Below are 12863 nucleotides of genomic sequence, written 5' to 3' on the forward strand. Positions count from 1 at the left end.
GAATGAACGTGGCTGAAGAGATCAAGCGTTTGCATGAACTGCATCAGGCCGGTGCGCTGTCGGACGAGGAGTTCGCGTCCGCCAAGGCCCGCCTGCTGAACAACGAAGCCTCGCCGCTCTCGAACGACATCTCGCGCCTGCGCCGCTCGCGCACCGACCGCTGGCTGGGCGGCGTGTGCGGCGGCCTGGGGCGCATCACCGGTGTCGATTCCTGGATCTGGCGTTTGCTGTTCGTGATGTTTGTGCTGACCTTCGGCTTCGGCCTCGCCATCTACATTCTGCTGTGGATCTTCGTTCCAGAAGACGAACTGATTGGAAATTAAAAAATGAGTAAACAATTTGACGTAGTAGTTATCGGCGCCGGTCCTGGCGGTTACATCGCCGCTATCCGCGCTGCACAGCTGGGTTTCTCGGTCGCTTGCGTGGACGCATGGGTGAATGAAAAGGGCGGCCCCGCACCGGGCGGCACCTGCACCAACGTCGGCTGCATCCCATCGAAGGCGCTGCTGCAATCGTCGGAACACTACGAGCACGCCGGCCACGCGTTCAAGGACCACGGCATTGACGTCGCCGGCCTGTCGCTGAACCTGCCGCAAATGCTGAAGCGCAAGGACACCGTTGTGAAGCAGAACAACGACGGCATCCTGTTCCTGTTCAAGAAAAACAAAGTGACCTTCTTCCACGGCCGTGCCGCCTTCGCTGGCGCCGCCACCGCCGAAGGCTACCCGCTGACCGTGTCGGCGCCTGCCAACGAAACCATCGTCGGCAAGCAAGTCATCATCGCCACCGGCTCCAACGCCCGTGCCCTGCCAGGCGCGGACTTCGACGAAAAACTGATCCTGTCGAACGAGGGCGCACTGGCCATCGGCGACGTGCCGGCCAAGCTGGGCGTGATCGGCGCCGGCGTGATCGGCCTGGAAATGGGTTCGGTATGGCGTCGCCTGGGTTCGGAAGTGACCGTGCTGGAAGGCCTGCCGACCTTCCTGGGCGCCGTGGACGAACAGATCGCCAAGGAAGCCAACAAGCTGTTCACCAAGCAAGGCCTGAGCATCAACCTGGGCTGCAAGATCAACAAAGTCACCAAGGGCGACAGCAACGTCACCGTGGAATACGACAACGCCAAGGGCGAAGCCAACACCGCCGTGTTCGACAAGCTGATCGTTTCGATCGGCCGCACCCCGAACACCAACGGCCTGGCTGCCGACAAAGTAGGCCTGGCGCTGGACGAGCGCGGCTTCGTGGCCGTCGACGACGACTGCAAGACCAACCTGCCAGGCGTATGGGCCATCGGCGACGTGGTGCGCGGCCCGATGCTGGCGCACAAAGCGGAAGAAGAGGGTGTCGCGGTGGCCGAGCGTATCGCCGGCCAGCACGGCCACACCAACTTCGCGACCATCCCTTGGGTGATCTACACCTCGCCGGAAATCGCGTGGGTAGGCCGCACCGAGCAGCAACTGAAGGCCGACGGCGTCGCTTACAAAGCCGGCACCTTCCCATTCCTGGCCAACGGCCGCGCACGCGCGCTGGGCGATACCTCGGGCATGGTCAAGTTCCTGGCCGATGCGACCACCGACGAAATCCTGGGCGTCCACATCATCGGTCCTATGGCTTCGGAACTGATTTCGGAAGCCGTGGTGGCGATGGAGTTCAAGGCTTCGGCTGAAGACATCGCGCGTATCTGCCACGCTCACCCATCGCTGTCGGAAGCGACGAAAGAAGCCGCGCTGGCGATCGACAAGCGTACGCTGAACTTCTAAGACTCATGTAGCTTGAGTCACAGGGCGGGCCGTTACGGCCCGCCGTTTTTGTTTGTGCAGAATGAACACGATGAACGTCCAAGAGTACTACAACCACGCGCTGGCGCAGCGCGGCTACAAACCCGATGAGGCGCAACAGCGCGCCATCACCCGTCTCCAGCAATGCTATGACGAATGGGTCGAGTACAAGTCGCAGCGCTCCAGCACCTTCAAGCGCCTGATCAACCGTCCGGCGGTGCCGAAGGGCGTGTACATGTGGGGCGGCGTTGGTCGTGGCAAGTCCTTTTTGATGGACAGCTTCTTCTCCGTGGTGCCGCTGGTGCGCAAGACGCGCCTGCACTTCCACGAATTCATGCGCGATATCCATCGCCAGCTGGACGAGCTGCGCGGCGTGGCCGACCCGCTGGACGAAGTGGCCAAGCGCGTGGCCAAGAAATACCGTCTGATCTGCTTCGACGAATTCCACATCTCCGATGTGGCCGACGCCATGATCATGTACAACCTGCTGAAGGCGCTGTTCGACAACGGCGTGTCCTTCATCATGACCTCCAACTACGATCCGCAGCTGCTGTATCCGGACGGCCTGCACCGCGACCGCATCCTGCCGACCATCGCGCTGCTGTACGAGAAGCTGGACGTGATGAACATCGACGCCGGCATCGACTACCGCGGCCGCGCGCTGGAGCAGGTCGAGGCCTACTACACGCCGCTCAACGCGGTCACCGACAAGGCGCTGCGCGACGCCTACGCCAGCGTGGCCGAAACCGCCGACGAAGATCCGGTGATCCGCATCGAGGCGCGCGAGATCCGCGCCCTGCGCCGCGCCGGCACCATCATCTGGTTCGACTTCAACACCCTGTGCGGCGGCCCGCGCTCGCAGAACGATTACCTGGAAATCGCCAGCCGTTTCCATACCGTGATATTGTCCGGAGTGCCGATGATGTCGGCCGCCATGTCGTCGGAGGCGCGCCGCTTCACCTGGCTGATCGACGTGTTCTACGACCAGGGCGTTAAACTGCTGATGTCGGCGGAAGTGGAACCGGAAGAACTGTACACGACCGGCGCCATGGCCAACGAATTCCACCGCACCGTGTCGCGCATCGTCGAGATGCAGTCGCAGGAATACATGAATCGCCAGCAGCGCGGCGCCGCCGCCTCGCTGGCGTAACCGGACAGAATTATGAAAGCACTGATTGCATTGCTGGGCGCATTCGCTGTCGCGGCCCAGGCCCAGAACGTGACCTCGGTCGAACAGGCCGACGCCGCGTTGGTCAAAGTGGCGAAGGACCGCGCCGCCGCGCACGAGGAATACGCGGCCAGCGAGCGCGAATGCTCGGCCAAGTTCTTCGTCAACAACTGCCTGGACAAGGCCAAGGAAAAGCGCCGCGTGGAACTGGCCGCCATCCGCGCGCGCGAAGTCGACGCCCAGCACTTCAAGCGTGCCGACTCGGTCGCCAGGCGCGACGCCGATCTGGCGGAACGCGCGCGCAAGGATGCGGAAGAAGCCGCGCTGCGCGCCGCCCAGCCGCCCAAGCCGGCGCACGAGGAAAAAGCCGCGCCGCCGGCACCGACCGGCCAGCGCGTGGCCGACCGCGAGGCCGAGCATGCCGCCAAGGTAAAGCGCCAGGAACAGAAAGAGGCGGCCGAAGCCGGCCAGCGCGCGGCCAATGTGGCCGCGTTCGAGAAGAAGAAGGCCGAGTCGGGGCGCCGCCAGGCCGAAGTCGCGCGCAAGAAGGCGGAAAACGAAGCCAAGGCCAAGCGCGCCGCCGAACGCGCGGAAGCCGAAAAGAAAAAAGCCGAAGCGCAGCAGCCAGCCACCCGCTGACCCGTCGTTCCGGCGCAGGCCGGAACCCAATCACAGCTTAAACCGCGCGCCGCATCTTCTCCACGGTGTAGCCCGGCGCCTCCTGCGGCGGCGCCACCAGCTTGATGATCGCCATCGAGCAATTATCGCCCTTGCCCTGGGCGCGCTCGCCGGCCTTGCCGATCAGGCGTTCCGCCGCCTGGCGTGGCGTATTGCGCTGCACCGCCGCCGCCAGCTCCTCGGGGCGGAACAACTGCCACAAACCGTCCGAGCACAACACCAGCGCATCACCGGCACGCAGGCCCTCGTGCCAGCCGACCGTGACGAAGGGCTGTTTCAAACTATTGCCCAGCGTGTTGCTCAGCAGGCGCGAGCCGCGGTGCTTCTTTGCGGCCTCCGGCGGCAGCTTGTCGTGGTTGATCAAGTGGTCGACATACGCGCTGTCGTTGGTGCGCATGGCGCAAGTCTCGCCGCTGAAGCGGTAAACGCGGGCGTCGCCCACATGCGCCCAGACCGCCTGCGCCTGCGGTGTCAGCACCAGCACCGCGAGGGCGCTCTGCGGCTCGGCGGTGGCGGCCAGCGGATTCATGGTGATGACCTGATGCGCCTCCTGCGCGATATTGCGCAGCAGTTCTTGCAGGCGGGGCAGGTTGGCGGTGTCGCCGACGCGGTATTCGTCGAACAAATGCTTGGCGGTCAGCAGCACCTGATCGGAGGCGATCGGACTGTTGTTGCCATCGGCCAGCACGGCCATGACATAGCCCGGCGCTTGCGCGGCCGTGTACAACGCCACCCGGTCGTTTTGCTGCGGCCGGTTGCCGATATGCTGGGCGGTCCCGGCTTCGATTTTATAGGCGCTCATAGTCGATACTGTATCCTGAACGGCGGGTCGGCGATCATTCTGTTGGCGGCAGGCCCGCCGTAGATTAAACTATGCACCGTGTGCCAGTTTGCGTGCAAGACTTTTGTTGTTCCAGTGAAACTATTTGGCTGAGAAATATGACTGATGTACAAGATATCCAGCGTCGATTGATCGAACTCGACGTCGAACACCGCGATCTGGACGCGGTCATCGACATGCTCACGCTGGACGGCCATCACGATCAACTGCAATTGCGCCGCCTCAAAAAGCGCAAGCTGCAATTGAAAGACCATATCACTCTGCTAAAAATGCAATTGGTGCCTGACGTTCCGGCGTAAGCACCGCTATTTATTTTGACCGAACCCGTCCCACCTTCCGACGCCATTCCGGCCGTCATCGGCGCCACGCCTGAACAGCCTCCCGGCAAATACGATTCCGAGGTCGAGCGCCTGTTTGGCGCTGGCGGTCCGTTGGGGCCGGCCGTGGGCGACTTCCGCCCGCGCCGCTCGCAGACCGAAATGGCCAAGGCGATCGCCTCGGCCATCGCCAGCCAGACCACGCTGATTGCCGAGGCGGGCACCGGCACGGGCAAAACCTTTGCGTACCTGGTGCCGGCGCTGCTGTGGGGCGGCAAGACCATCGTCTCGACCGGGACCAAGAACTTGCAGGACCAATTATTCCTGCGCGACATCCCGGCGGTGCGCAACGCCCTGCAGGCGCCGGTGTCGGTGGCGCTGCTGAAAGGGCGCTCGAATTATCTGTGCCACTACCATCTGGAACGCACGCTGCAAAATGGCCGCATGACCTCGCGCGACGACGTCGGCTACCTGCGCGAAATCTCGCGTTTCCTCAAGATGACCAAGACCGGCGACAAAGCCGAACTGGCGCGCGTGCCGGAAAACGCGCTGATCTGGAACCTGGTGACTTCCACCCGTGACAATTGCATGGGCGCGGAATGCCAGTATTACCAGGATTGCTTCATCATGAAGGCGCGCAAGGAAGCGCAGCAGGCGGACGTGGTGGTGGTCAATCACCACCTGTTCTTTGCCGACGTGGCGCTGAAAGACTCGGGCGTGGCGGAACTGCTGCCGTCGGCGAACACGATTATCTTCGACGAGGCGCACCAGCTGCCGGATACCGCCACCTTGTTCTTTGGCGATACGTTTTCGACATCGCAGGTGCTGGAACTGTGCCGCGACGTGCTGGCCGAAGGCCTGTCGAACGCGCGCGACGGCGCCGACTGGGGCAAGGTCGTTTCCGTGGTGGAAAAAGCCGCGCGCGATCTGCGCCTGACCTTCCCGCAGGACATCGTGCGCCTGTCGCTGCCGCAGATCGCCCCGTCGAGCGACTTCTTCCCGGCGCTGGAAACCCTGAAAGACGAGCTGGATGGCATGATGGCCGTGCTGGAAAAGCAGGCCGAGCGGGCGGAAACGCTGGAACAATGCCGCCAGCGCGGCGTGGAACTGGTGGGCCGGCTGGCCGCGTGGAAATTCGATCCGAAAGCCAAGGTCGCCAAGGGCGAGGAAGCGGTGTTCTGGGTGGAGGCGTTTGCTTCGTCGTTGCAGCTGCACAAGACGCCGCTGTCGATCGCACCCATCTTCAACGGTCAGCGCGAAGGCGTGCCGCGCAGCTGGATTTTCACCTCGGCCACGCTGGCGGTGAAAAACGACTTCAGCCATTTCTCCGAACAAATGGGCTTGGGCAACGAGCCGTCGATGTCTTGGCCGAGCCCGTTCAACTACGAAGAGCAGGGCATCTTGTACGTGCCGACCGGCCTGCCGGACCCGAATTCCTTCGGCTACACGGATGCGGTACTGGATCTGGCGCTGCCGGTGATCGAAGCGGCGGGCGGGAAAACTTTCCTTTTATGCACGACTTTACGCGCCGTCAAACGCGCCGCCGAACGCCTGCGGGATGAATTCGAGAAGCGCGGTCTGCCATTCCCGCTGTTCGTGCAGGGCGACAAAGGCCGGACCGAACTGCTGGACCAGTTCCGCAAAGCCGGCAATGGCGTGCTGATCGGTTCGCAAAGCTTCTGGGAAGGCGTGGACGTGCGCGGCGACGCACTGTCATTAGTCATCATCGACAAACTTCCGTTTGCCCCGCCGGACGATCCGGTGCTGGCGGCGCGGATCGAAGTGATGGAAAAACAGGGCAAAAACGGCTTCATGAGCCACACCTTGCCCGAGGCAATTATTAATCTCAAGCAAGGTGCCGGACGGTTGATCCGCGACGAAAAAGACCGCGGCGTATTGATGCTGTGTGATCCGCGTGTGATTTCCAAGCCCTATGGCCGCCGCATCTGGCAGAGTTTGCCGTCCTTCAAACGCACCCGCGAACAGGAAGTCGTCCTCGAATTCTTCCGTAACAAGAATTCCGATCAGTAACTTTTAGTTTCAAACTCCGGGGTCAGGTCCTCCATTCACACACGAGCTCATGCTGAAATGGAGGACCTGACCCCGGAGCGTGACCCCGGAGCGGGTTTTATCATTGTGGCAATACAATAATTTTGCCGGTGACTTTGCGCGCCGCCATGTCGTTTAAGGCCTGGGATGCTTCCGTCAGTTTGTAGCGCGCGGAAATCCGTGGCTTGATCTTGCCTTCCTGTAACCATTGCAGCAACTGCCGCATATTGGCCATATTGCCTTTGGGATCACGCTTGGTGTGTTCGCCCCAGAATACGCCGACCAGCGAAGCCCCTTTGAGCAGGGCTAAATTCAGCGGCAGTTTCGGGATCTCGCCGTTGGCGAAGCCAACCACCAGGTAGCGGCCGCCCCACGCAATCGAACGGAACGCTGGCTCCGCATATTCCCCGCCCACCGGGTCGTAAATCACGTCCGGACCTTTGCCGCCGGTCGCCGCCTTGATCCGTTCGCGCCAATCCGGCTGGCTGTAGTTGATCAGCACGTCCGCGCCATGCTGGCGGCACACTTCCAGCTTCTCATCGGTCGAGGCGCAAGCAATCATGCGGGCTCCCAGGGCTTTGCCTATCTCGACGGCCGCCAGTCCCACCCCGCCAGCCGCGCCAAGAATTAGCATGTTCTCACCATTTTCTAGCTTGGCCCGGTCCACTATCGCGTGGTAGGAGGTGCCGTAGGTGAGGGTGATCGCTGCCGCCGTGTCGAAATCCATGCCCGGCGGCATGGGAATCAGAGCTTGCACAGGAGCTAATAGTTGTTGCCCAAAGCCGCCGGTTGGAACGAAGGCAATGACTTTATCGCCGGGTTTGAAAGTTGTCACATCGGCAGCAACTGAGCGGATCATACCCGCCACTTCGCTGCCTGGCACGAACGGCAATTCCGGCTTGAATTGATATTTTCCTTACACGATTAACACGTCCGGAAAGTTGACGCCGGCGGCTTGCACATCAATCACTACCTGGCCCGGTCCCGGCTGTGGGTCTTGTAATTCTTGTACTTTTAGCGTGTCCGGCACGCCCCAGCTTTCACATACGACAGCTTTCATCCTGGCCTCCTTGGTTATAAAAAAGAACGGTCGTCATATTTTTATCTTACCTGAAACTACCAGCCGTTTGCGCAAACTTCCGCCTGCCGCACGTTTGTTCTAACTCAAAGTCTCTGCATTATGGCTTGTTAGAGTTGGTTAAACGCAGGGAGGATGTGATGACGATCCGACACGGCTGCTTTTTCAGTTATGCCCACGGCCAGCATACTTATATGAGCAAATTCAAGGACGATCTGATCGACGCCTTGAAGTGCTATCTCGAACCCCATTTCGATAACGAGGACGAGCTCTTCGTTGACAGCGAGCAACTCGGCGGCGGCGACGACCTGGACGAGAAGATCGCGCGCGCCTTGTGCGAGAGTGTCTGCATGGTTGCCATTTATACACCGAAGTACGAGGCCCACGGTTACACCCGCCGTGAGTTTGCAGCAATGCAACTCATCGAACGCGAGCGCAAGCAGTGGTACAGCCTGCCCAGCCATCTGATTATCCCTGTCATCCTGACGCGCCATCCCGGCGGCCTGCCGCCGCAAATCGCCGGGCCGGGCATGTACGTGGACTTTTCGCGTTACACCCTGGCCAGCCGCGACCTGAAAGCCAATCCCGAATTCATCCCGGACATCGAAAAAATCGTCCATCGCATTGCCGAGCATTACCACTGTCTGAAACGCAGCACGCCGCCGGGGCACGACTGTAGCCGTTTCGTCTTGCCGGAGATCCCGCCGGAATGGCGCGCCATTCCTCCTCCACATTTCCCACGATAAAGGTTTGCCATGGAACTCCATCCATTGACCCTGCCACCGCTCAGCACCAGCGGCGAAGTGATTACTTTTTATTCTTACAAGGGGGGCGCGGGCCGCACCATGGCGCTGTCTAATATAGCGGTATTGCTGGCGCGCCAGCAAAACGCCACCACGCCAGTGCTGATGATCGACTGGGATCTGGAGGCGCCCGGCTTGCATCACTATTTTCCTGAATCGCATCAGGAATCGCGTCCCGGCGTGCTGGAGTTCTTCGAGGCCTGCCGCGAGCAGTTGGCGCGTCTGCATCACAGCGCCGCGCCGCTGGAAGGGGAGGCGCTGGCGCACGAGGTGCTGGCGGGGGTGGGCTGGGAGCAATATGTCAGCCGGGTCGACGAGGGCAGCCAGTTGTACCTGATGCGCGCCGGCCGCTTTGACGACAGTTATGGCGAGCGGCTGGCCGGGTTGCACTGGGAGGAGCTGTTCAATGCCTGCCCGGCCTTGTTCCGCTGCTTTGCCGACCGGCTGGCGCGGCATTTCCGTTTCGTGCTGGTCGATTCCCGCACCGGCCGCACCGACAGCGCCGGCATCTGCACCACCTTGCTGCCCCGCAAGCTGGTGGTGGTGTTCACGCCCAATCGTCAGAGCCTGGAGGGGGTGCAGGCGCTGGTCACGCGCGCCACCACCTACCGCCGCAGCCATGAGGATGAGCAGCGGCCGCTGCTGGTGTATCCCTTGCCGTCGCGCATAGAGATGGGCGACAGTGCCCAGCGCGCCCAATGGCGGCGCGGCGACGAGCGCCAGCGCATCCTCGGCTACCAGCCCAGTTTCGAGGAGTTGATACGCGAGTGTTACGGCATGACGCAGGTGTCGCTGGACAGCTATTTTGACGAGGTCCAGCTCCAGCAGACCCGCACCTTCGCCTATGGCGAGCAGGTGGCGGTGCGGCTGGACCGGGGCGGCGACCGCTTTTCGCTGACCCGCACCTTCGAGGCTTTGCTGGCCTGGCTGGCGCCGGGTTATTTCCCATGGCAATCGAACCGCGAGATTCACCTGCTGGCCGCGATCGAGGAGGCGCGCCGGGCGCTGGACGAGGGCGGCAGCATGGCGCGCGCGGTGCCACAGCCGCTGGCGCGCGACCTCAATCAGCTGGGCGAACTGTACCGGCGCGAAGGCAAGCTGCGTCCGGCGCTGGCCTGTTTCGAGGAAAGTCTGAACTTGCGCCAGCGCGGTCTGGGCGAGGATCATCCCGACACGCTGGTGAGCAAGGCCAATCTGGCCATGGTCTTGCGCCAGCAGGGCAAGCTGGAGGAGGCGCGCTTCCTGGAGGAGTGCATTGTCGAGGCCCGCGCGCGCCAGCTGGGGCCGGAGCATGTCGATACCCTGGCCGCCCGCAGCAATCTGGCCCAGACCCTTGGCCAGCAAGGCCATCTGGCGGACGCGCTGGCCCTGCAAGAGGACGTGATCGACGCCTATATGCGCCTGCTGGGCGCCGAGCATCTGCTGACCCTGTCGGCCCGCGCCGTCCGCGCCGAACTGCTGCTCCAGCGCGGCGACACTGAACACGCGCGCGGTGTTCAGGAGCAGGTGCTGGCGGTGCGCAAGCGTCTGCTGGGCGCCGAGCACGCGGATACGCTGCGCAGCAAGGCCGCGCTGGCCCATACGTTGCTGCACATGCAGGAGCTGGAGGCGGCCCACAGCCTGCTGGAAGCCGTGCTGCACGGCCAGTTGCGACGGCTGGGGGCGGATCATCCGGACACCCGCAAGGCGCGCGAGCAGCTGATGGATGTGCAGTTGCAGCTGGGCCTGCCGGTGGCCGGGCTGCCGCTGGTGCACGAGCTGCACCAGAACGCGGCCATGGACGATTACGGCGACGCGCTGGTGCGGCCGGCGCGCCAGTATGGCCTGATGCCGGCCAACGGACTATGGACGCGCTCGTCCGACGAACTGTTGGCGCTGGACGCCCATCTGTCGGCGCCGCGCACGCCGTCCCGTTGATCGAAATTTATCTGTTTTCCGGGTCGTTGCCATGCGCAGTACGGCCATTGCTTCGGGTAAAATCTCCGGTATGAGAATCCTGATAAGCAATGACGACGGCTACCTGGCGCCCGGCATCAATGCGCTGGCCGAGGCGCTCGCGCCGATCGCCGACATCGTGGTGGTGGCGCCGGACAGCAACCGTTCGGGGGCGTCCAATTCCCTGTCGCTGGACCGGCCGCTGTCGGTGCAGCGCGCCGCCAATGGTTTTTATTTTGTCAACGGCACGCCCAGCGATTGCGTGCACGTGGCGCTGACCGCCGTGCTGGACGCCAAGCCGGATCTGGTGGTGTCCGGCATCAACAACGGCCCGAACATGGGCGACGACACCCTGTACTCGGGCACGGTGGCGGCCGCCACCGAGGGTTTCCTGTTCGGCATCCCGTCCATCGCCTTTTCGCAGGGCGCCTACGGCTGGGAGCACATCGAGGATGCCGCCCGCCACGCGCGCGACCTGATCCAGCGCTATTACGAATCGCTGCCGCGTCCCTGCCTGTGGAACGTGAACATACCGAATCGTCCCTATGAGCAACTTGGCGCCGTGGCGGCCACCCGGCTCGGCCGGCGCCACCAGTCGGAGCCGGTGATCAAGGCCCAGGACCCGCGCGGCCGCGATATTTACTGGATCGGCCCGCCGGGCGCCTGCAAGGACGCGGGCGAGGGCACGGATTTCCATGCCTTGGCCAATGGCAAGACGTCGATCACCCCGCTGCAAATCGATCTGACCCACACTTCCCAACTCAGTGCATTGGCAAAGGCCTTGGCATGACCGAAAAAAACCGTACCTTTCCTTTGCCGCTGTCCTCGGTAGTAGACAAGGGGGCCAAAAAGGCAACGGTATTCGGACCGGTGGCGACACCGCAAACCGCCACCCAGAACGCCGCGCGCCACGCGCCACCCCAGTATCCGACGCCGCGCCCGGTGGCCACGCCATCCAAGTCGCACAGTTATGCGATGGAGCGGTCGCAGCCGGTCCCGGCCGCGGCGCCCCGCTCCAACCCGCTGGTGTCGGACGCCGTGCGGCGCGCCATGGTGCAGCGCATCGCCAGGCAGGGCGTCAAGGACCAAGTGGTGCTGGGCGCCATGGACAGCGTGCCGCGCCACCTGTTCATGGACGAGGGACTGGCGCCGCAAGCCTATGTCGACGCCTCGTTGCCGATCGGCCACCACCAGACCATCTCGCAGCCTTACATCGTCGCCCGCATGATCGAGGTGATGCGCAACGGCGGCCAGCTCAAGCGCGTGCTGGAGATCGGCACCGGCTGCGGCTACCAGGCGGCGGTGCTGGCCTGCGTGGCGCAGGAAGTGTATTCGATCGAGCGCATCAAGCCGCTGCACGAGCTGGCCAAGGCCAATCTGCGGCCGCTGCGGGTACCGAATCTGCGCCTGCATTACGGAGATGGTATGCTTGGGCTGCCGCAAGCGGCCCCGTTTGACGGTATCATTCTGGCCGCGGCCGGGCTGGAGGTGCCGCAAGCCCTGCTGGAGCAGTTGGCCATCGGTGGCCGCCTGGTTGCGCCGGTGGGGGGGCGCGCGCAGCATTTGGAACTGATTACCCGCATCGGCAAGACGGAATGGGCCAGCCAGACGCTGGAAGACTGCCATTTCGTGCCTTTGCGTCCGGGCGTGGTATAAACGCCCGAACCACTAGACACTAAGATGAGAATGACGAATAAAAGCAATTTGCTCTTCATGGGCTTTGCGCTCGCTTTATTGAGCGCCTGCGGTACCACTCCCCACCAGGCACCGGTCGTAGACCGTACCGTTCCTCCCGCCGTCAAACCGGCCACGCCGAGCGAAACGGCGCAGGTCGCCCGTGACGAGCGCGGCCTGTATACCGTGAAAAAGGGCGACACCCTGATCCGCATCGCGCTGGAATTCGGCCAGAATTACCGCGACCTGGTGGCCTGGAACAACCTGGCCAACCCGAACGACATCAAGGTCGACCAGGTGCTGCGCGTGCTGCCGCCGGAAAGCAATGGCGTGGAAACCGCCGCCGTGATCATGCCGCCGTCCGACAAGACGCCGCCGCCGGCCCCGGTGGTCAAGAAAACCGGCCCGAAAGGCGAGAAGAAACCGTATTCCGAAGCCAATCTGGCTGAAATGCAGCGCGCCGACAATGGCAAGGACGTGGCCGCCGCCACGCCGGCCCCGGCGCCAGCCCCGGTGGCGCCACGTCCGGCCGCCTCGGCGCCCGC

At 63.1% G+C, this 12863-nt stretch carries 12 protein-coding genes and 1 pseudogene; 11 read left to right on the forward strand and 2 right to left on the reverse strand.

The genetic code is table 11. The features are described from left to right. Positions 1–2 precede the first annotated feature (2 nt). The 4 genes from GM676_RS10480 (at position 3) to GM676_RS10495 (ending at position 3582) form a co-directional block, all read left to right on the forward strand. Positions 3–323 (forward strand): PspC domain-containing protein, encoded by a 321-nt coding sequence (locus GM676_RS10480; RefSeq protein ID WP_155463476.1) that lies wholly within the window; start codon positions 3–5, stop codon positions 321–323. A gap of 3 nt (positions 324–326) precedes the next feature. Next, positions 327–1757, forward strand: a complete 1431-nt coding sequence (lpdA, locus tag GM676_RS10485) for a dihydrolipoyl dehydrogenase (protein ID WP_155463477.1) — start codon at positions 327–329, stop codon at positions 1755–1757. A 70-nt stretch (positions 1758–1827) separates the two neighbouring features. Then, complete coding sequence (zapE, locus tag GM676_RS10490) at positions 1828–2925, forward strand: cell division protein ZapE (RefSeq protein WP_155463478.1); 1098 nt, start codon at positions 1828–1830, stop codon at positions 2923–2925. Positions 2926–2937: 12 nt separating this feature from the next. Then, on the forward strand, positions 2938–3582 hold the full coding sequence (locus GM676_RS10495) for a hypothetical protein (RefSeq protein WP_155463479.1): 645 nt from the start codon (positions 2938–2940) through the stop codon (positions 3580–3582). Positions 3583–3619: 37 nt separating this feature from the next. Here the strand turns inward: GM676_RS10495 and GM676_RS10500 are convergent, their stop codons facing one another. Further along, entirely contained in the window at positions 3620–4423 is an 804-nt protein-coding gene (locus GM676_RS10500) for a PP2C family protein-serine/threonine phosphatase (protein WP_155463480.1), read from the reverse strand. Positions 4424–4560: 137 nt separating this feature from the next. On the opposite strand from GM676_RS10500, the gene GM676_RS10505 reads away from it, so the two are divergent. Together GM676_RS10505 and yoaA are read left to right on the forward strand one after the other, a co-directional pair. Continuing rightward, on the forward strand, positions 4561–4761 hold the full coding sequence (locus GM676_RS10505) for a YdcH family protein (protein WP_008450659.1): 201 nt from the start codon (positions 4561–4563) through the stop codon (positions 4759–4761). A 45-nt stretch (positions 4762–4806) separates the two neighbouring features. After that, positions 4807–6810, forward strand: coding sequence for a DNA repair helicase YoaA (gene yoaA, locus GM676_RS10510; RefSeq protein WP_371866188.1), 2004 nt, complete (start codon positions 4807–4809; stop codon positions 6808–6810). Positions 6811–6910: 100 nt separating this feature from the next. Here yoaA and GM676_RS10515 read toward each other — a convergent pair. After that, positions 6911–7888 (reverse strand): annotated as a pseudogene (locus GM676_RS10515) (NADPH:quinone oxidoreductase family protein). Positions 7889–8046: 158 nt separating this feature from the next. On the opposite strand from GM676_RS10515, the gene GM676_RS10520 reads away from it, so the two are divergent. The 5 genes from GM676_RS10520 to GM676_RS10540 all read left to right on the forward strand — a co-directional run. Continuing rightward, positions 8047–8652 (forward strand): toll/interleukin-1 receptor domain-containing protein, encoded by a 606-nt coding sequence (locus tag GM676_RS10520; protein WP_155463482.1) that lies wholly within the window; start codon positions 8047–8049, stop codon positions 8650–8652. Positions 8653–8661: 9 nt separating this feature from the next. Then, on the forward strand, positions 8662–10626 hold the full coding sequence (locus GM676_RS10525; protein WP_155463483.1) for a KGGVGR-motif variant AAA ATPase: 1965 nt from the start codon (positions 8662–8664) through the stop codon (positions 10624–10626). A 70-nt stretch (positions 10627–10696) separates the two neighbouring features. Then, positions 10697–11434, forward strand: coding sequence for a 5'/3'-nucleotidase SurE (surE, locus tag GM676_RS10530; RefSeq protein ID WP_155463484.1), 738 nt, complete (start codon positions 10697–10699; stop codon positions 11432–11434). Next, positions 11431–12300, forward strand: a complete 870-nt coding sequence (locus GM676_RS10535; protein WP_155463485.1) for a protein-L-isoaspartate(D-aspartate) O-methyltransferase — start codon at positions 11431–11433, stop codon at positions 12298–12300. Before surE ends, GM676_RS10535 begins: the two co-directional genes overlap by 4 nt. Positions 12301–12330: 30 nt before the next feature. Continuing rightward, a partial coding sequence (locus tag GM676_RS10540; protein ID WP_155463486.1) for a LysM peptidoglycan-binding domain-containing protein occupies positions 12331–12863 on the forward strand: 533 nt, incomplete at its 3' end.

Origin of the sequence: Duganella radicis (genome assembly GCF_009720825.1) — a bacterium.
Taxonomy (GTDB): Bacteria; Pseudomonadota; Gammaproteobacteria; order Burkholderiales; family Burkholderiaceae_D; genus Rugamonas; species Rugamonas radicis.

Excerpts from the sequence above, each read along its gene's own strand:
- GM676_RS10500 (WP_155463480.1), bottom strand. The coding sequence starts at position 4,423 with ATGAGCGCCTATAAAATCGAAGCCGGGACCGCCCAGCATATCGGCAAC.
- GM676_RS10525 (WP_155463483.1), top strand. The coding sequence starts at position 8,662 with ATGGAACTCCATCCATTGACCCTGCCACCGCTCAGCACCAGCGGCGAA.
- GM676_RS10520 (WP_155463482.1), top strand. The coding sequence starts at position 8,047 with ATGACGATCCGACACGGCTGCTTTTTCAGTTATGCCCACGGCCAGCAT.
- lpdA (WP_155463477.1), top strand. The coding sequence starts at position 327 with ATGAGTAAACAATTTGACGTAGTAGTTATCGGCGCCGGTCCTGGCGGT.
- zapE (WP_155463478.1), top strand. The coding sequence starts at position 1,828 with ATGAACGTCCAAGAGTACTACAACCACGCGCTGGCGCAGCGCGGCTAC.
- GM676_RS10495 (WP_155463479.1), top strand. The coding sequence starts at position 2,938 with ATGAAAGCACTGATTGCATTGCTGGGCGCATTCGCTGTCGCGGCCCAG.
- GM676_RS10535 (WP_155463485.1), top strand. The coding sequence starts at position 11,431 with ATGACCGAAAAAAACCGTACCTTTCCTTTGCCGCTGTCCTCGGTAGTA.
- GM676_RS10480 (WP_155463476.1), top strand. The coding sequence starts at position 3 with ATGAACGTGGCTGAAGAGATCAAGCGTTTGCATGAACTGCATCAGGCC.
- GM676_RS10505 (WP_008450659.1), top strand. The coding sequence starts at position 4,561 with ATGACTGATGTACAAGATATCCAGCGTCGATTGATCGAACTCGACGTC.
- surE (WP_155463484.1), top strand. The coding sequence starts at position 10,697 with ATGAGAATCCTGATAAGCAATGACGACGGCTACCTGGCGCCCGGCATC.